This window comes from Methylibium petroleiphilum PM1 (genome assembly GCF_000015725.1).
In the GTDB taxonomy this organism is placed as follows: domain Bacteria; phylum Pseudomonadota; class Gammaproteobacteria; order Burkholderiales; family Burkholderiaceae_C; genus Methylibium; species Methylibium petroleiphilum.
Window position 1 is genome coordinate 3,914,092 of the sequence record NC_008825.1, and the last position, 17,421, is coordinate 3,931,512.

Here is a 17,421-nt window from a genome sequence, read left to right on the forward strand (position 1 = left end):
AGGGTTTTCCCTAGAATTGTGTCATTGGCTTCGGCCGAACGAACAGAAAGGTTCATCTCATGAGCACCATCAGCATTCAGGCCGTGGCCCCTCGCAAGGCCCCCCGTGGCGCCGAACCCCTGGCCCGCGCGGTCGCAGCCGCTTGGCAATGGGCCGCCGGTCGCTTGGCGAAGCGCCGGCAAGCTCACGATCCCCGGCAAGACCTGCCGCAACTGTGGGCGCTCGCTGACAAATACCAGAGCATCGATCCCGGCCTGGCCGCCGACCTGCGCGGCGCCGCGCGGCGCTGGGAACGCGAGACGCAGCGCTCCTGAGCGCCGCCATGCGGGCGACCGCTCGCCCGCATGCCGCAATGGCATTCGTAAATCGAGGGTTAACCCTTAATATCTACAGCATCGGCGGCGCAGTCCGTCATTCACCTCGAGGATTCTCGTGAACATCTATCAAGTGCTCGGCACCGCGATCGCCGAGTCGGTCGGGTCGGTCGGCACCGCCTTTCAGATCTTCGGCGGCGACACGCCGCGGCCCACGGCGGGCAGCGCCCCGGCGGCGTGGCTCGACCAGTTCAGCGAGGTCTCGCTGGACCAGCGCGCGGCCCGTCGCACGGTCGACGCGCTGTACCGCGGCGCCACCGTGCGGCTCTGAGCCGCGGTCGCGCCCCACGAACAAGGCCGCCCTCGGGCGGCCTTTCACTGAGCGCCGGCGACCCGGCCCCGGACCGTTCAGCCGGCCAGCCGCTGCTCGATGCGGGCCTTGGTGGCCGGAAGCTCGGGCGGCAGGTGGTGGGCAAGCTGGGCGAACAGCTCCGCATGCAGCTCCAGCTCCTGCTGCCACGCGGCCCGGTCGACGCCGATCACGCTGCCGAACTGCGCCGGCGTGAAGTCCAGACCCTGCCACGCCAGATCCTCATAGCGCGGGCTGACCCCGAAGACGTTCTCGCTGCCCTGCGCACTGCCCTGCACTCGCTCGAGCATCCACTTCAGCACACGCATGTTCTCGCCGTAGCCCGGCCAGACGAACTTGCCGTCGGCGCCCTTGCGGAACCAGTTGACGCAGTAGATCTTCGGCAGCTTGGCGCCGGCGTCCTGTAGCTTGCGGCCGAGCGTCAGCCAATGCTGGAAGTAGTCGCTCATGTTGTAGCCCATGAAGGGCAGCATGGCGAACGGATCGCGGCGCACAACGCCCTGCTGGCCGGCGGCTGCGGCGGTGGTCTCGGAACCCATGGTCGCGGCCATGTAGACGCCCTCGACCCAGTCGCGCGCCTCGGTCACCAGCGGCACGGTGGTCGAGCGGCGGCCGCCGAAGATGAAGGCGTCGATCCCCACGCCGGCCGGGTTGTCCCAGTTCTCGTCGAGCACCGGGTTGTTGATGGCGGCCACGGTGAAGCGTGCATTGGGGTGCGCTGCCTTCGCGCCGGTTTCCTTGGCCAGCGCCGGCGTCCAGTCCTTGCCCTGCCAGTCCACCAGGTGGGCGGGCGCGGAGGCGGTCATGCCCTCCCACCAGACGTCGCCGTCGTCGGTCAGCGCCACGTTCGTGAAGATCACGTCGCGCTGCAGTGAGGCCATGCAGTTGGGGTTGGTCTGGTCGTTGGTGCCTGGCGCCACGCCGAAGTAGCCCGCCTCGGGGTTGATCGCGTAGAGGCGGCCGTCGGCGCCCGGCTTGATCCAGGCGATGTCGTCGCCGATGGTCGTCACCTCCCAGCCCTCGAAGCCGGCGGGCGGGATCAGCATCGCGAAATTGGTCTTGCCGCAGGCGCTGGGGAAGGCGGCGGCCACGTGGAATTTCTGCCCCTGCGGGTTCTTCACGCCCAGCACCAGCATGTGCTCGGCGAGCCAGCCCTGGTCACGGCCCATCGTCGAGGCGATGCGCAGCGCGAAGCACTTCTTGCCCAGCAGTGCATTGCCGCCGTAGCCCGAGCCGTAGCTCCAGATCTCGCGCGTCTCGGGGTAGTGGACGATGTACTTGGTCTTGTTGCATGGCCAGGCCACGTCCTTCTGGCCGGGGACCAGCGGCGCGCCGACGGTGTGCATGCACGGCACGAAGTCGCCGTCGCTGCCCAGCACCTCCAGCACCGGCTTGCCCATGCGCGTCATCATCTTCATGTTGACGGCGACGTAGGGCGAGTCGGACAGCTCGACGCCGATGTGCGCGATCGGTGAGCCCAGCGGTCCCATCGAGAACGGCACGACATACATCGTGCGGCCACGCATGCAGCCGGCAAACAGAGCGGGCGTGCCGTCGGCCCGGCCGGTCTGCAACAGAGCGCGCATCTCTTCGGGCGCGGTCCAGTTGTTGGTGGGGCCGGCGTCTTCCTTCTTCTCGGAGCAGATGAACGTGCGGTCCTCGACGCGCGCCACGTCGCTCGGATCGCTCCAGGCCAGGTAGCTGTTCGGCCGCTTGGCCTCGTTGAGCTTGCGGAAGGTACCCGCCTCGACGAGCTGGCCGCACAGGCGGTCGTACTCGGCCTGCGAGCCGTCGCACCAGTGGATCGCCGCGGGCTGGGCCAGCGCAACCATCTCGGCCACCCAGGAGATCAGGCGGGCGTTCTTTACATGGGCAGGCGCTTCGACGCGAAGCCCTTGCATGGCGGGGTGATTCATCGTTTCTCCGGGAAGGAATGGATCTCGTCAGTGCCTGCAAAACGGCAGGAGGGGCGGGCACTGGCGGCATCGATCCCACCCTGGTCGGGACTGCTCTGGAGATGCCTGAAAGAAAGTGTAGGGGTGTGACTTCGGCGTGACAGGATGGTGATATGCACTTTGTGCATGACCACATGCGTGGCCTTTCTCTGCGCCTCGACCCGGCCCTCGAAGTGCGCGCCGAACGCGTCTGCCCCGCGGTGTCAGCCAAAGGCTGAACCGATCTTGCCGGCGGCGGCGCCCGCCGGCACCCCCTGTCCACGGCGGCTCCCCCCTTAACATGGGGTGATGCAAGCCCCCGTGTTCGATCGACGACGACGCCGCGCTCTGGGCGCCCTGGCCGTGGCGCTGGTCGGGCCCGCCTGGGCCCAGCGCGGCCTGGATCGCCGGATCACCGTGGGGGTCGAGGCCGACCTGCAGGCCTCCGGCCTCGCCGCGCGCTTGCGCACCGCCATCGCCCGCGACACGGGGCTGGCGATCGACTGGCGACCCGGCCCCAGCGGCCTGCTGCTGCCGCAGCTCGAACGAGGAGAACTGGACGCCGCGTTGACGCAGGCGCCCGAACTCGAACGGGCGTTGGAGCGGCAGAACCTGGTGCACGACCGCCGTCCGATCGCCTTGGGCGACTTCGTGCTGGTCGGACCTGCGCCGCTGAAGGCCACGAAGAAGAGTGCCGCCCGTGGCGACCCGGCCGGCATCGCCGGCGAACGCGACGCCGCCACCGCTCTCGGCCGCATCGTCGCGGCCGGCGAGCGAGGCGAGGCCGTCTTCGTGACCCCGGGCGAGCCGAGCGGCGCCCGTGCGCTGGAGCAGACCCTGTGGAAGGCGGCCGGCCCGCAGCCGGTCGGCCCCTGGTTGCGCGCCGCCGGACCCGGACCCACCGCCGTGCTGACCCTGGCGCGCGACACCGGCGGCTACGCCTTCGTCGAGCGCGGCCTGTGGTCGGCGCTGGGCGCCGGCAGCGGGCTGGCGGTACTGGTCGAAGGCGACCCGCGCCTGCAGGTGAGCTACCACGTGATGCGCTCGTTCCGCGTCAACCACCCCGGCGGCAAGCTGCTGGTGAACTGGCTCGCCGGCCCGAACGGCCGACGTGTCGTGGCCGGCTTCGGGCGCGGTTACCGCCGGCCGGCCTGATCACGGTCGCCGACGTTTCGGCCCCTTGAGCAGCGCGTCGACCTCGACGACCGCGCCGATGCCCTGCCCGTCGTAGCCCGGCAGCTGGTCGACCGCTGCACGGAACGCCTCGCTGCGGAGCAACAGCAGCATCTGCCCGAGCCGCGGCCCCTGCAGCGCCTGCGCGTCGCACAGCAGCAGGTAGCGCTCCGTCTCGAGCGGAATGAACTCCAGTCCGAAGCGCCGGGCCGGCGGCTCCACGCCGAAGCCGACGTCGGCCATGCCACTGGCCACGTAGGCCGCGACGGCGGCGTGCGTGTACTCGACGCGCTCGTAACCGTCGATGCGCCGGGCGTCGACCCCGTCGCGCTGCAGCATCAGGTCGAGCAGGAAGCGCGTCCCGGAGGCCGGCTGCCGGTTGATGAAGCGCACGCCGGGCCGCACCAGATCGGCCGGCGTGTAGAGCTTCCTGGGGTTGCCCGGCGCGACCATCAGCCCCTGCTTGCGCGTGGCCACGTGCACCACCGCCTGCTCGCGCGGCTTGAACCAGCGCGCGTAATGGGCCAGTGCCACCGGCGCGAAGGCGCCGAGCGGCATGTGGAAGCCCGCCACGTCGCAACTGCCGGCAGCCAGCGACGCCACGGCCTCCTGGCTCCCGCAGTACTTCAGTTCGACCGGCACCTGGTCGGCGCGCAGGAACTCGTCGAGCTTCTCGATCGCGAAGCCGTGGCTGGCGTGGATGCGCAGCATCGCCCCCTCCGGGCTGACCACCCGGCCCAGTTCGACTTCCAGTTCGGAGGCCAGCGTGTGCAGCATCGGCGACAGCCTCGCGGCGATGCGGCGGTCCGCCCACAGCAGCTTCTCGGCCAGCAGGGTGAGCTTCGAGCCCTGGCCACGCTCAGTGCGGATCAACGCCTGCCCGAGCGCGGCTTCGGCCTCGCGCAGCTGCTGCCAGGCATGGCGGTAGGAGCCACCGTTGACCTCGCAGGCACGCAGCAGGCTGCCGTGCTCATGCACCTGGCCGAGCAACTGGATGAGCCGTGGCGGCAGCTCGGGCTGGCCTGTGCGGCGGATGCTCCATTGCGGCTGGATCGAGACTTCGAGCATGGCGATCTTTCGGCGCTTCAGCGCATATGTGCTCGGCCTGACGGCTCATATTGAACCGCAGGAACTCCCACCATACAGTGAAGCACGCTCTCGAATCCATATGCCGGAGACAACATATGACAGCCTCCCCCAAAGCTTCCTGCAACGCTCGCCCGGCCGTTCGGGCGGCCGCGCGATGAGCACGTCGCTGGCGGCTGTGCGCGCCGTCCTCGCGCGCCGGGCCGACGAGCCGGGCGCGCTGCTGCCGATCCTGCACGAGGTGCAGGACCAGCTGGGCTGCATCCCGGCCGACGCGGTGCCCGAGATCGCCGGCGCGTTGAACCTGTCGCGCGCCGAGGTGCATGGCGTCATCACCTACTACCACCACTTCCGCGGCGAGCCGGCCGGCCGCCATGTGATCCAGGTGTGCCGCGCCGAGGCCTGCCAGGCCCTGGGCGCCGAGGCGCTGCTGACGCACGCCGAGCGCCGTCTCGTTTGCCGCAGCCACGCGAGCAGCAGCGATGGCCGCTACACGCTCGAGCCGGTGTTCTGCCTGGGGCTCTGCGCGTCATCGCCGGCGATCGTGATCGACGAGCGCCTGCACGCGCGCATCAGCCCGGCCGCGTTCGATCGCCTGATCGGCGCGCTGGAAAACGAAGACGCCGAGGAGGCCGCGCGATGAGCACCGCCATCACCGTGCGCGTCCCGCGCGATTCGGCCGCGCTCGCGGTCGGCGCCGATGCGGTGGCCGCCACGCTGCAGGCCGAGTGCGCGCGGCGTGGCCTGGCGTTGAACCTGGTGCGCAACGGCTCGCGCGGGCTGTTCTGGCTGGAGCCGCTGGTCGAGGTGAGCACGTCCGCCGGCCGCGTGGCCTACGGCCCGGTGACGCCCGAGGACGTGCCGGGGCTCCTGGACGCCGGCCTGCTGCAGGGCGCACCGCACGCACTGGGCCACGGGCCGACCGAGCAGATCCCCTACCTCGCGAAGCAGGAGCGCCTGTGCTTCGCCCGCATGGGCCTCACCGATCCGCTGTCGCTCGCCGACTACGAGGCGCACGAAGGCTGGGCCGGCCTGCGCCGCGCGCTGGCAATGCCCGACGCGGCGGTGGTCGACGAGGTGCTGCAGTCCGGCCTGCGCGGACGCGGCGGCGCCGCTTTCCCGACCGGCATCAAGTGGAAGACGGTGATGAACACGCCGTCGGCGCAGAAGTACATCGTCTGCAATGCCGACGAGGGCGACTCGGGCACCTATTCCGACCGCATGACGATGGAGGGCGATCCGTACATGCTGATCGAGGGCATGACGATCGCCGCGCTGGCCGTCGGCGCGACCCGGGGCTACGTCTACGTGCGCTCCGAGTACCCGCACGCGATCGCCACGCTGAACGACGCGATCGCCCGCGCCGAGGCGGCCGGCTTCCTGGGCAGCGACGTGCTGGGTTCGGGCCGCGCCTTCCACCTGCAGGTGCGCAAGGCCGCCGGCGCCTACGTGTGCGGCGAGGAGACGGCGCTGCTCGAAAGCCTGGAGGGCAAGCGCGGCATCGTGCGCGCGAAGCCGCCGCTGCCGGCCATCGAAGGCCTGTTCGGCCAGCCCACCGTCATCAACAACGTGATCAGCTTCGCGTCGGTGCCTCTGATCCTGGCGCGCGGCGCGGCGCACTACCGCGATTACGGCGTCGGCCGCTCGATGGGCACGCTGCCGATCCAGCTGGCCGGCAACGTGAAGCGCGGCGGCCTGGTCGAGAAGGCCTTCGGCGTGACGCTGCGCGAGCTGCTGTACGACTTCGGCGGCGGCACCGCCTCGGGCCGGCCGATCAAGGCAGTGCAGGTCGGCGGGCCGCTCGGCACCTATGTGCCCGAGTCGAAGTGGGACGTGCCGCTCGACTACGAGGCCTATGCCGCCTTCGGTGGCGTGGTCGGCCACGGCGGCATCGTGGTGCACGACGACACGGCCGACATGGCGAAGCTGGCGCGCTACGCGATGGAGTTCTGCGCGATCGAGTCCTGCGGCAAGTGCACGCCCTGCCGCATCGGCTCGACACGCGGCGTGGAGGTCATCGATCGCATCACCGCCAACGTGAACCGGCCGGCGCAGGTGAAATTGTTGCGCGACCTGTGCGACACGATGCTCGCCGGCAGCCTGTGCGCGATGGGCGGCATGACGCCCTACCCGGTGCTGTCGGCGCTCGACCACTACCCCGAAGACTTCGGCCTCGCGACACCCGACCGCGCGGCCGCTTGAGGAGCTCACCATGCTCGACCCCCACGCCGAGATCGACTACGGCACCCCGGCCAGCGCGTCGACGCAGGCCGTCACGCTCGAGATCGACGGCCAGGCCGTCACCGTGCCGGCCGGCACCTCGCTGATGCGCGCGGCGATCGACGCCGGCGTGCAGGTGCCCAAGCTGTGCGCGACCGACAGCCTGGAGCCCTTCGGCTCGTGCCGCCTGTGCCTGGTCGAGATCGAGGGCCGCCGCGGCTACCCGGCCTCGTGCACCACGCCGGCCGAGGCCGGCATGAAGGTGCGCACGCAGAGCCCGAAGCTGCAGGAGCTGCGCAAGGGGGTGATGGAGCTCTACATCTCCGACCACCCGCTCGACTGCCTGACCTGCGCCGCCAACGGCGACTGCGAGCTGCAGGACATGGCCGGCGTGACCGGCCTGCGCGAGGTCCGCTACGGCGTCGGTGACCAGTACGGCGGCGCCCACCACCTGAAGAGCGCGAAGGACGAGTCGAACCCGTACTTCACCTACGACCCGAGCAAGTGCATCGTCTGCAACCGCTGCGTGCGCGCCTGCGAGGAGACCCAGGGCACCTTCGCGCTGACGATCAGTGGCCGCGGCTTCGAGTCGCGCGTGTCGGCGGGCCAGGACCAGCCCTTCATGGAAAGCGAGTGCGTCAGCTGCGGCGCCTGCGTGCAGGCCTGCCCGACCGCCACGCTGCAGGAGAAGTCGGTCATCTGGCTGGGCCAGGCCGAGCACAGCGTCACCACCACCTGTGCCTACTGCGGCGTCGGCTGCGGCTTCAAGGCCGAGATGAAGGGCAACGAGGTCGTGCGCATGGTGCCGTGGAAGAACGGCCAGGCCAACGAAGGCCACTCCTGCGTCAAGGGCCGCTTCGCCTGGGGCTACGCGACCCACAAGGACCGCATTACCACGCCGATGATCCGCAAGCGCATCACCGACCCGTGGCAGGAGGTGAGCTGGGACGAGGCGATCGGCTATGCCGCCAGCGAGTTCAAGCGCATCCAGGCGAAGTACGGGCGCGACGCGATCGGCGGCATCGTCTCCTCGCGCTGCACCAACGAGGAAGGCTATCTGGTGCAGAAGCTGGTACGCGCGGCCTTCGGCAACAACAACGTCGACACCTGCGCGCGCGTGTGCCACTCACCGACCGGCTATGGCCTGAAGCAGACGCTGGGCGAATCGGCCGGCACGCAGACCTTCAAGTCGGTGGAGAAGTCGGACGTGATCATGGTCATCGGTGCCAACCCGACCGACGGCCACCCGGTGTTCGCCTCGCGCATGAAGAAGCGACTGCGCGAAGGCGCGAAGCTGATCGTCGTCGACCCGCGCAGGATCGACCTGGTGAAGTCGCCGCACGTGAAGGCCGACCACCATCTTCAGCTGCGTCCGGGCACCAACGTCGCGGTGATCACCGCGCTGGCGCACGTGATCGTCACCGAGGGCTTGCTCGACGAGGCTTACATCGCCGAACGCTGCGAGGACAAGGCCTTCCGCGAGTGGCGCGAGTTCGTGTCGCGCGATGCCAACTCCCCTGAGGCGACCGCCGTCGTCACCGGCGTGCCGGCCACCGAGCTGCGCGCCGCCGCCCGACTGTTCACCACCGGCAGATCCGACGGCACGGCTGCCACGCTGCAGGCCCGCGGGGCGCGGCCCAACGCCGCCATCTACTACGGCCTGGGCGTGACCGAGCACAGCCAGGGTTCGACGATGGTGATGGGCATCGCCAACCTCGCGATGGCCACCGGCAACGTCGGCCGCGAGGGGGTGGGCGTGAACCCGCTGCGCGGCCAGAACAACGTGCAGGGTTCGTGCGACATCGGCTCCTTCCCGCACGAGTTGCCGGGCTACCGCCACGTGTCGGACAGCAGCACGCGGGCGCTGTTCGAGAACGCCTGGAACGTCGAGCTGCAGCCCGAACCCGGCCTGCGCATCCCCAACATGTTCGACGCCGCGCTGTCGGGCAGCTTCATGGGCCTGTACTGCGAGGGCGAGGACATCGTGCAGTCCGACCCGGACACGCAGCACGTCGCGCATGCGTTGTCCTCCATGGAATGCATCGTCGTGCAGGACCTGTTCCTGAACGAGACCGCGAAGTACGCGCACGTCTTCCTGCCGGGCTCGTCCTTCCTGGAGAAGGACGGCACCTTCACCAACGCCGAGCGCCGCATCTCGCGCGTGCGCAAGGTGATGCCGCCCAAGGCAGGCCTCGCCGACTGGGAGGTGACGGTGAAGCTGTCGAACGCGCTCGGCTACCCGATGGACTACACCCACCCCGAGCAGATCATGGCCGAGATCGCCGCGCTGACGCCCACCTTCTCCGGCGTCAGCTACGAGAAGCTCGACCGTCTGGGCAGCATCCAGTGGCCGTGCAACGATGAGGCCCCCGAGGGCACGCCGACGATGCACATCGACCGCTTCGTGCGCGGCAAGGGCAAGTTCTTCATCACGCAGTACGTCGCCTCCGACGAGAAGGTCACGCGCCGGTTCCCGCTGCTGCTGACGACAGGGCGCATCCTGTCGCAGTACAACGTCGGCGCGCAGACGCGCCGCACCGAGAACAACCAGTGGCACAGCGAGGACCGGCTGGAGCTGCACCCGCACGACGCCGAGGAGCGCGGCATCCGGGACGGCGACTGGGTCGGCATCGAGAGCCGCTCGGGCCAGACCGTGCTGCGCGCGCAGGTCAGCGACCGCATGCAGGCCGGCGTGGTCTACACGACCTTCCACTTCCCCGAGTCGGGCGCCAACGTCATCACCACCGACAGCTCCGACTGGGCCACCAACTGCCCCGAGTACAAGGTGACCGCGGTGCAGGTGCTGCCGGTGATGCAGCCTTCGGGCTGGCAGAAGGCCTACAGCCGCTTCACCGAGGTGCAGGAGCGCCTGCTCGCCGAACGGCACAAGGCCGAGCCGGCCCTCGCCGGCGCGAAGAAGCCATGAGGATGGCCGACGGCCCGCTGCACGCCGGCGGCGCCCAGCGGCGGACGGTCGCGGGCGTGCGCGGCGGCGCCGCCTTCGACGGACCCGACTGGGTGGCCGAAGAGCGGCCGGTGGCACTCGAGTTCAACGGCGTCGCGCAGGCGGTGATGCTGGCGACGCCGCTGGACCTGGAGGACTTCGCCCTCGGCTTCGCCTTGAGCGAGGGCCTGCTCGACGCGCCCGGCGAGCTGCACGGCCTGGAGGCGGTCGAGTCGCCCGAGGGCATCACCTTGAAGCTGCAGATCGCCGCGCGCTGCATGGCACGCCTGAAGGCAAGGCGCCGCGCGCTGGCCGGTCGCACCGGCTGCGGCCTGTGCGGCATCGAGAGCCTGGCCCAGCTGGAACGGCCGCTGGCGCCGCTGCCGCCTGGTGCGGCGACGACGGCGCGGTGCGCCTGCTGCGCGAGGACGTCGGCCGCCACAACGCGCTCGACAAGCTGATCGGCGCGATGGCGCGGACCGGCACGCTGGCCGCCGGCGACGCCGGCACCGAGGGCTTCTTCGCGGTCACCAGCCGCGCCAGCTACGAGATGCTGCACAAGACCGCCGCGGCGCGCGTGCGGCTGCTGGTCGCCGTGTCGGCGGCCACCACGATGGCCGTCGACCTGGCCGGGCGACTGGGCGTGGGCCTGGCCGGCTTCGCGCGCGGCCGCGACCTGGTGGTCTATGCCGGGGCCGAACGGATCGACATGACGGAGCGCGACGATGGACGCTGACAACCTGGTGCGCATGGCCAACCGCATCGGCCAGTTCTTCGAGGCGATGCCCGACGCGGCCGAGGCCGCGCAGCAGGTGGCCGAGCACCTGAAGAAGTTCTGGGACCCGCGCATGCGGCGCGCGCTGCTGGCGCACGTCGACCGCAACGGCAGCGCCGGGCTCAACGCGATGGTCGAGGCGGCCCTCACCCGGCACCGCGCAGTGCTCGACTGAGGCGCCCTCCGCGACCAGACTCGCGTCCTCCACCACTCGCCCGAAACCCTGCCCATGATGTCCCCGCTGCGCCGCCGCCTGAGCACCACCCTCGCCACCGCCCTGGCCGCCTGGCTGCTCGCAGGCCCCCCCGCCGCCCGCGCGGCCGACGACGAGGTGGTGGTGTTCGCCGCCGCCAGCCTGACCGACGTGCTGCAGGCGATCGCACGGCAGGGCGGCTTCACCGGCGTCCGGTTCTCGTTCGCGTCGAGTTCCACGCTGGCCCGGCAGATCGAGCAGGGCGCCACCGCGCAGATCTTCGTCAGTGCCGACGAACCCTGGATGGACGCCGTCGGCAAGGCCGGCCGACTTCTGCCCGGCACGCGGCGCGACTGGGTCGGCAACCGGCTCGCGCTGGTGGCGCCGGGCAGCGCCGAGCCGACGGCCCCGCCGGAGACGGCCGAGGCCGTGAGCCGGCTGCTGCGCGCCGCCCTGGCCACCCCCGACAGCCGCATCGCCACCGGCGATCCGGCGCACGTGCCGGTCGGCAAGTATGCGCAGGCCGCGCTCGGCACGCTCGGCCTGTGGGCCGAGGCCGGGCCACGGCTCGCGCGCGCCGACAACGTGCGCTCCGCGCTCGCCTTCGTGGAGCGCGGCGAGGCGCCGCTCGGCATCACCTACCGGACCGACGCGCTGGCCTCGCGCAAGGTGCAGGTCGTGGCGCTGTTCCCGGCCGACAGCCATCCGCCGATCCGCTACCCCGCCGCGCTGCTGACCGGTGCCGGGCCGGCCGCTCACCGCTTCTACGAACACCTGTTCGGCGCCGAGGCGGGTGCCTTGCTGAAGGCCGCCGGCTTCTCGGCGCCCTGATCGCGCCGCGGCGCCCACCGGTCTGGCACAGTCGGGACCCGTTCCGACCGCCACCGCCCGCCCGCGCGGGCGAGACCCCCTTGACCCCGCTCGAACTCCAGGCCCTGTGGCTCAGCCTGCAGGTCGCAGCCACCGCGACCGCGCTGACGCTGCCCGTCGCGCTGCTGCTCGCGCTCGCGCTGGCGCGCGGCCGCTGGCCCGGCAAGGCGCTGCTGGAGGCCGCGGTGAACCTGCCGCTGGTGCTGCCGCCTGTGGTGATCGGCTATGCGCTGCTGCTGGGCTTCGGCCGCCAGGGCCCGCTGGGCCGCTGGCTGCACGAATGGCTCGGCGTCAGCTTCGTGTTCAGCTTCCGCGGCGCGGTGCTGGCCGCCGCGGTGATGGCGCTGCCGCTGATGGTGCGCGCGGTGCGGCAGGCGCTGGAGGCCGTCGACCGCGGTCTGGAGGACGCCGCGCGCACGCTCGGCGCCTCGCGGCTCGATGCCTTCGCGAGCGTGACGCTGCCGCTGGCCGCGCCCGGCCTGCTGTCGGGCGCGGTGCTGGGTTTCGCGGCCTCGCTCGGCGAGTTCGGCGCGACCATCACCTTCGTCTCCAACGTGCCGGGGCAGACCCAGACACTGCCGCTGGCGATCTACAGCGCGCTGCAGAGCGCCGACGGCGAGGCTGCCGCGCTGCGGCTGGTCGCGTGCTCGGTGCTGCTGGCGCTCGCCGCGCTGGCGCTGGCGCAGTGGAGCCACCGGCGCGTGGCCGGCTGGCTGGGGCAGCGATGAGCCTGCTGATCGACGTGAGCGTCGCTCGCGGCGACACCGGCGTGACGGCGCGCATCGACGTGCCGCCGCAGGGCATCACGGCGCTGATCGGCCGCAGCGGTGCCGGTAAGAGCACGCTGCTGCAGGCGGCCGCAGGTCTGCTGCGGCCGGTGACCGGCCGCGTCGCGATCGACGGCAGCACGCTGTTCGATGCCGCGTCCGGCACCGACCTGGCGCCCGGGGCGCGGCGACTGGGCGTCGTGTTCCAGGACGGTCGACTGTTTCCGCACCGCGACGTGCGCGCCAACCTGCTCTACGGCGCCAAGCGCGCGCCGGCCTCCGCCGCAGGGCCCGCGCTCGACGAGGTGGTGGCGCTGCTGGGCCTCGCGCCGCTGCTGGCGCGCCGGCCGCACCAGCTTTCGGGCGGGGAACGGCAGCGCGTCGCGCTCGGTCGCGCGCTGCTGGGCAAGCCACGCGCGCTGCTGATGGACGAGCCGCTGGCCTCGCTCGACCCGCCGCGCCGCCAGGAGCTGCTGGGCTACCTGGCCGCGCTGCCGGCACGGCTGAACCTGCCCATCCTCTACGTCACCCACCAGATGGACGAGGTGATGCGCCTGGCCGACCGCGTGGTGCTGCTGGCCGACGGCCGGGTGGCGGCCGAGGGCCCGGCGCTGGAGCTGTTGTCCGACCTGACACTGGGCCCGCTGGTCGGTCGCTTCGAGGCCGGCAGCGTGCTGGCCGGCAGCGTGGCCGAGCAGCTGGGCGACTGGCAGCTCACCACGGTGATGGTCGCCGGCCAGCGGGTGACGGTGCCGCAGGTGGCCGCCGCACCCGGCGCCGCGGTGCGGCTGCGCATCCGCGCGCGCGATGTGGCGCTGCAGCGCGAGGTGCTGGCGTCGAGCGCGAGCAACCAGCTCGCCGGCACGGTACTGCGCGTGATCGAGCGCGAGGCGCCGTATGCCGCGGTGGAGCTGGCGCTCGGCCCGGGCGGCGCGCCGGGCGAGCGCCTGTGGGCGCTCGTGACGCAACGCTCGGTGCAGGCCCTGGCGGTGGCGCCGGGTCAGCCGATGGTGGCCAGCTTCAAGGCGGTGGCGGTCGAAGGGCGCGCCGCCGCCGTCCATACCGAAACGGAGTCCTCGTCCTCATGAGCAACGCGCTGCGGGTCCTGAGCGTCAACGTCGCCGAGGCGCGCCCGCTGGACGTCGGCGAGAACCGCCGCGTCCAGAGCGCGATCGGCAAGCGCGGCGTGAGCGGCGCGGTGGCGGTGGGCCGGCTCGGGCTCGCCGGCGACGAACAGGCCGACCCCACGGTGCACGGCGGCCTCGACAAGGCCATCTACGCCTACCCCAGCGAGCACTACGCGTTCTGGCAGACGGTGCGCGCGCAGGCCCGCGTGGCGCCATGGGACGAGGCGCTGCCGCACGGCTTCATGGGCGAGAACCTCACGCTCGCCGGCCTGCGGGAAGGCCAGCTGTGGATCGGCGACGTGCTGCGCTTCCCGCACTGCGTGCTGGCGGTCGCCGCGCCACGCCAGCCCTGCTACAAGTTCAACGCGGTGATGGGCTTCAACCAGGCCTCCAAGCTGATGCTGCAGTCGGGCTACTGCGGCGTCTACCTCGCAGTGCGCGAGCCGGGCACGATCGCCGCCGGCGAGACGGGCGAGCTGCAGCCGGGCCCGCGAGAGGTCGGCATTCCCGAGCTGTTCCGCGCGGTGATGGGCAGGCACCGCCGCGACTGACGCGCGAGGGCCGCGTTGCCCGGCGCGCGACAATCACCGCATGCTCGCCTACCGACACGCCTTCCATGCGGGCAACCATGCCGACGTCCTCAAGCACACCGTGCTGTGCGCAGTGCTGCGCCACATGGCGCAGAAGGACAAGCCCTACCGGCTGATCGACACCCACGCCGGCGCTGGCGGCTACTCGCTGGGCACGCCCGAGGCGCTGAAGAAGGGCGAGTTCGAGCACGGCATCGCGCGCCTGATGGACCGCAGCGACCTGCCGCCCATGGTGGCCGACTACGTGCAAGTGGTGCGCGACTTCAATCCCGATGGGGGCCTGGGCCGCTACCCCGGCTCGCCCGAGTTCGAACGACGGCTGCTGCGCCCGCAGGACGAGCTGCGCCTGTTCGAACTGCACCCGGCCGACCTGCGCACGCTCGCCGCCCACCATGCCGACCGGCCGCACACCGAGGTCCACCACGAGGACGGCTTCACCGGGCTGCGGGCCCAGCTGCCGCCGCCCTCGCGCCGCGCGGTGGTGCTGATCGACCCGTCCTACGAGCTGAAGGCCGACTACGCCCGGCTCGTCGCGACCGTGCGCGAGGCGCTGCAGCGCTTTGCGGAAGCCGTGATCCTGGTCTGGTACCCGCAGGTCAGCCGGATCGAGGCCGCGCAACTGCCCAAGCGGCTGCAGAACCTGGCGCCCAAGGGCTGGCTGCATGCCCGGCTCACCGTGCAGCCGCTCGACGTGCAGGGCTTCGGCCTGGCCGGCAGCGGCATGGTGGTGATCAACCCGCCCTGGACGCTGCACGCCCAGTTGCGCGACACGCTGCCCTATCTGGCCCAGGCACTGGCGCAGGTCGACACGCCGAGCCACCTGCTCGAACAGCGCGCGGCCTGAGCGCGCCGTCGCGCACTCGGTGCGCTCCTCGCTGCCGGACAGGACCGGCGCAGCCGATGCCGTTGAAGTCGCTTGAATAATGCGAATGATTCGCATTAAAATGGCTCGTTCCGGCTTCGGCCGTCCCGCCGAGCCCTCGGCGCACCGGCTCTGACCGAGGCGCCCTCTCGCCGGTCCTGCGGACCCCAAGACTTCTCATGAGCTCTGGTTTGCCTCCCCTGCCGAACGGCGTCGCGCCCCCACCGCTGCCCACCGCCTCGTCGGAAGGCCTGATGCCGGGCGCGCGGCGCGGGCTGGTGCTGGGCGTGCTGGCGGCGCACGTTGCCGGCGGCTGGGGCCTGCTGCAGATCGACTCGGTGCGCGAAGCGGTGCAGGCCGCCGCGCCGATCATGGTCGACCTGATCGCGCCGCCGGCCCCGCCGGTGCCGATCCCGCCGCCTCCGCCCCCGCCGCCACGGCCGCTCCTGAAGAAGCCGCCGCCGCCCGCGCCGATCCTCGTCAGCGAACCGGCGCCGACACCGGAACCGCCGGTGTTCGTCGCGCCCCCGCCGCCCCCCGAGCCCCCCGTCATCGTGGCGGTCGAGCCGCCGCCGGCGCCTCCCGCACCACCGGCCCCGCCGCCGCAGCCGCGCACCGTGGCGATCACACAGGTCGAGTACCTGACGCCGCCGAACCTGGTCTACCCGACCGCTTCCAAGCGGCTCAACGAATCGGGCCGCGTGCACGTGCGCGTGCTGGTCGACGACCAAGGCCTGCCGCGCCAGATGCTCCTGCAGCGCTCGTCCGGCTTCTCCCGCCTCGACGACGCCGCACTCGCCACCGTGAAGGCAACGCGCTTCAAGCCCTACACCGAGAACGGCGTGGCCCAGCCCTTCTGGGTCGTGATGCCCCTGGTCTTTGAAATGGAGAGATGACCGTGACCGATGTGAACACTTCGATGGGCTTCGCCCACTTCATCGCGCAGAGCGATTTCGTCGGCAAGTCGCTGCTGGCCGTGCTGGTGGTGATGTCGGCCATCTCGTGGACCCTGATCGTCGTCAAGGGCCTCGGCCAGCTGCTGCGCACGCGGCGCAGCGAGAAGTTCCTGCTCTTCTTCTGGAACGCACGCTCGCTCGACGAGGTGGGCGCCGAGATCGGCACCCATGGCGTGCAGGAGCCGTTCGCGCACCTGACCGCCCACGCGATCAACGCGCAGGCCCACCATGCCCGCTACGGCGCGGCCAAGCTGGAGGAGGCGGGCACCGCGCAGGACTTCGTCACCCGCACCATCAAGAAGGTGCTCGACGAGGAGACCACGCGGCTCGAGAACGGCCTGACCTGGCTCGCGACGATCGGCGCCACCGCGCCCTTCGTCGGCCTGTTCGGCACGGTCTGGGGCGTGTACCACGCGCTGGTGGCGATCGGCATGAGCGGCTCGGGCACGCTCGACAAGGTGGCCGGCCCGGTGGGCGAGGCGCTGATCATGACCGGCATCGGCCTCGCGGTCGCGATCCCCGCGGTGATGGCCTACAACGCCATCACGCGCAGCAACCGCGTGCTCAACGCCAAGCTCGACGCCTTCGCCTTCGAGCTGATGACCTTCCTGTCGATGGGTTCGCCGCTGGCCGACGCCGCGAAGAGCGGCAGCGACAACGTGCGCACGATGCCGGGCAAGCTGACCCCGGCCGCGCGCGGCGCCTGAGCCCTTCCCTTCACCCTTCACGCAGGAGCCAGCCCACCATGGCCTTCGCCAGCTTCGACCGCAAATCCTCGTCCGCTCCGGTGTCCGAGATCAACATGGTGCCGCTGATCGACGTGATGCTGGTGCTGCTGGTGATCTTCATCGTCACCGCCCCGCTGCTCACCCATGCGGTCAAGCTCGACCTGCCGAAGGCGAGCAGCCAGGTCAACGAGCTCAAGCCCGACAAGATCGAGTTCGCGATCGACGGCGCCGGCGTCCGCTTCTGGAACGGCGAGACGGTGACACGCGAAGAGGCCGCGCAGCGCTTCGCCGACGCCGGACAGAAGCAGCCGCAACCCGAGGTGCATCTGCGCGCCGACCAGGCGGTGGCCTACCGCTACGTCGCCGAGACCCTGGCCGACGCCTCGAAGGCGGGCCTGAGCAAGGTCGGCTTCGTCAGCGAGCCCGACGCGCGCTGACCGCGGCCACGCCGCCTGCCGGACGACGAAGGCCGCCGCGTGCGGCCTTCGTCACATCGGGCCCGTGACACCGGC

17 protein-coding genes and 1 pseudogene are annotated in these 17,421 nt (G+C 71.3%); 16 read left to right on the forward strand and 2 right to left on the reverse strand.

Annotated elements, in window-relative coordinates:
• The first annotated feature begins 59 nt into the window (after positions 1-59).
• Together MPE_RS18710 and MPE_RS18715 are read left to right on the forward strand one after the other, a co-directional pair.
• A complete protein-coding gene (locus MPE_RS18710) occupies positions 60-314 on the forward strand; it encodes a hypothetical protein (protein WP_036230955.1) in 255 nt (84 codons plus the stop codon).
• A 118-nt stretch (positions 315-432) separates the two neighbouring features.
• On the forward strand, positions 433-645 hold the full coding sequence (locus MPE_RS18715) for a hypothetical protein (protein ID WP_011831277.1): 213 nt from the start codon (positions 433-435) through the stop codon (positions 643-645).
• 77 nt (positions 646-722) lie between these two features.
• Here the strand turns inward: MPE_RS18715 and MPE_RS18720 are convergent, their stop codons facing one another.
• Positions 723-2,600, reverse strand: coding sequence for a phosphoenolpyruvate carboxykinase (GTP) (locus MPE_RS18720; RefSeq protein ID WP_011831278.1), 1,878 nt, complete (start codon positions 2,598-2,600; stop codon positions 723-725).
• A 339-nt stretch (positions 2,601-2,939) separates the two neighbouring features.
• Between MPE_RS18720 and MPE_RS22910 the strand changes: the two genes are divergently transcribed.
• The gene (locus MPE_RS22910) at positions 2,940-3,773 is read left to right on the forward strand and encodes a substrate-binding domain-containing protein (protein ID WP_011831279.1); all 834 of its coding nucleotides are present in this window, start codon (positions 2,940-2,942) and stop codon (positions 3,771-3,773) included.
• On the opposite strand, the gene MPE_RS18730 is transcribed toward MPE_RS22910, so the two are convergent.
• On the reverse strand, positions 3,774-4,859 hold the full coding sequence (locus tag MPE_RS18730; RefSeq protein ID WP_011831280.1) for a substrate-binding domain-containing protein: 1,086 nt from the start codon (positions 4,857-4,859) through the stop codon (positions 3,774-3,776).
• Positions 4,860-5,034: 175 nt separating this feature from the next.
• Between MPE_RS18730 and MPE_RS18735 the strand changes: the two genes are divergently transcribed.
• From MPE_RS18735 to MPE_RS18795, 13 genes and pseudogenes are all read left to right on the forward strand, one after another.
• On the forward strand, positions 5,035-5,520 hold the full coding sequence (locus MPE_RS18735; RefSeq protein ID WP_011831281.1) for a formate dehydrogenase subunit gamma: 486 nt from the start codon (positions 5,035-5,037) through the stop codon (positions 5,518-5,520).
• Positions 5,517-7,079, forward strand: coding sequence for a formate dehydrogenase beta subunit (locus tag MPE_RS18740; RefSeq protein WP_011831282.1), 1,563 nt, complete (start codon positions 5,517-5,519; stop codon positions 7,077-7,079). The genes MPE_RS18735 and MPE_RS18740 overlap by 4 nt, the downstream gene beginning before the upstream one ends.
• Positions 7,080-7,089: 10 nt before the next feature.
• Positions 7,090-10,023 carry a formate dehydrogenase subunit alpha gene (gene fdhF, locus MPE_RS18745; protein WP_011831283.1) on the forward strand — a complete coding sequence of 978 codons (2,934 nt, stop codon included), beginning with the start codon at positions 7,090-7,092 and terminating at the stop codon, positions 10,021-10,023.
• Between the two features lie 146 nt (positions 10,024-10,169).
• A pseudogene (locus tag MPE_RS18750) lies at positions 10,170-10,777 on the forward strand (formate dehydrogenase accessory sulfurtransferase FdhD).
• Positions 10,767-10,991 (forward strand): formate dehydrogenase subunit delta, encoded by a 225-nt coding sequence (locus MPE_RS18755; protein WP_011831285.1) that lies wholly within the window; start codon positions 10,767-10,769, stop codon positions 10,989-10,991. Before MPE_RS18750 ends, MPE_RS18755 begins: the two are co-directional and overlap by 11 nt.
• Before the next feature lie 54 nt (positions 10,992-11,045).
• Positions 11,046-11,840, forward strand: coding sequence for a molybdate ABC transporter substrate-binding protein (modA, locus tag MPE_RS18760; RefSeq protein ID WP_011831286.1), 795 nt, complete (start codon positions 11,046-11,048; stop codon positions 11,838-11,840).
• A gap of 80 nt (positions 11,841-11,920) precedes the next feature.
• Complete coding sequence (gene modB, locus MPE_RS18765; RefSeq protein WP_011831287.1) at positions 11,921-12,607, forward strand: molybdate ABC transporter permease subunit; 687 nt, start codon at positions 11,921-11,923, stop codon at positions 12,605-12,607.
• Positions 12,604-13,734, forward strand: a complete 1,131-nt coding sequence (gene modC / locus MPE_RS18770) for a molybdenum ABC transporter ATP-binding protein (RefSeq protein ID WP_011831288.1) — start codon at positions 12,604-12,606, stop codon at positions 13,732-13,734. Before modB ends, modC begins: the two co-directional genes overlap by 4 nt.
• A complete protein-coding gene (locus tag MPE_RS18775) occupies positions 13,731-14,324 on the forward strand; it encodes an MOSC domain-containing protein (protein WP_011831289.1) in 594 nt (197 codons plus the stop codon). Before modC ends, MPE_RS18775 begins: the two co-directional genes overlap by 4 nt.
• Positions 14,325-14,364: 40 nt before the next feature.
• Entirely contained in the window at positions 14,365-15,207 is an 843-nt protein-coding gene (locus tag MPE_RS18780) for a 23S rRNA (adenine(2030)-N(6))-methyltransferase RlmJ (protein ID WP_011831290.1), read from the forward strand.
• Positions 15,208-15,404: 197 nt separating this feature from the next.
• The gene (locus MPE_RS18785) at positions 15,405-16,121 is read left to right on the forward strand and encodes an energy transducer TonB (protein ID WP_011831291.1); all 717 of its coding nucleotides are present in this window, start codon (positions 15,405-15,407) and stop codon (positions 16,119-16,121) included.
• The gene (locus MPE_RS18790) at positions 16,118-16,888 is read left to right on the forward strand and encodes a MotA/TolQ/ExbB proton channel family protein (protein WP_148210983.1); all 771 of its coding nucleotides are present in this window, start codon (positions 16,118-16,120) and stop codon (positions 16,886-16,888) included. The genes MPE_RS18785 and MPE_RS18790 overlap by 4 nt, the downstream gene beginning before the upstream one ends.
• A 38-nt stretch (positions 16,889-16,926) precedes the next feature.
• Positions 16,927-17,346 carry an ExbD/TolR family protein gene (locus MPE_RS18795; RefSeq protein WP_011831293.1) on the forward strand — a complete coding sequence of 140 codons (420 nt, stop codon included), beginning with the start codon at positions 16,927-16,929 and terminating at the stop codon, positions 17,344-17,346.
• The last annotated feature ends 75 nt before the right edge of the window (positions 17,347-17,421 follow it).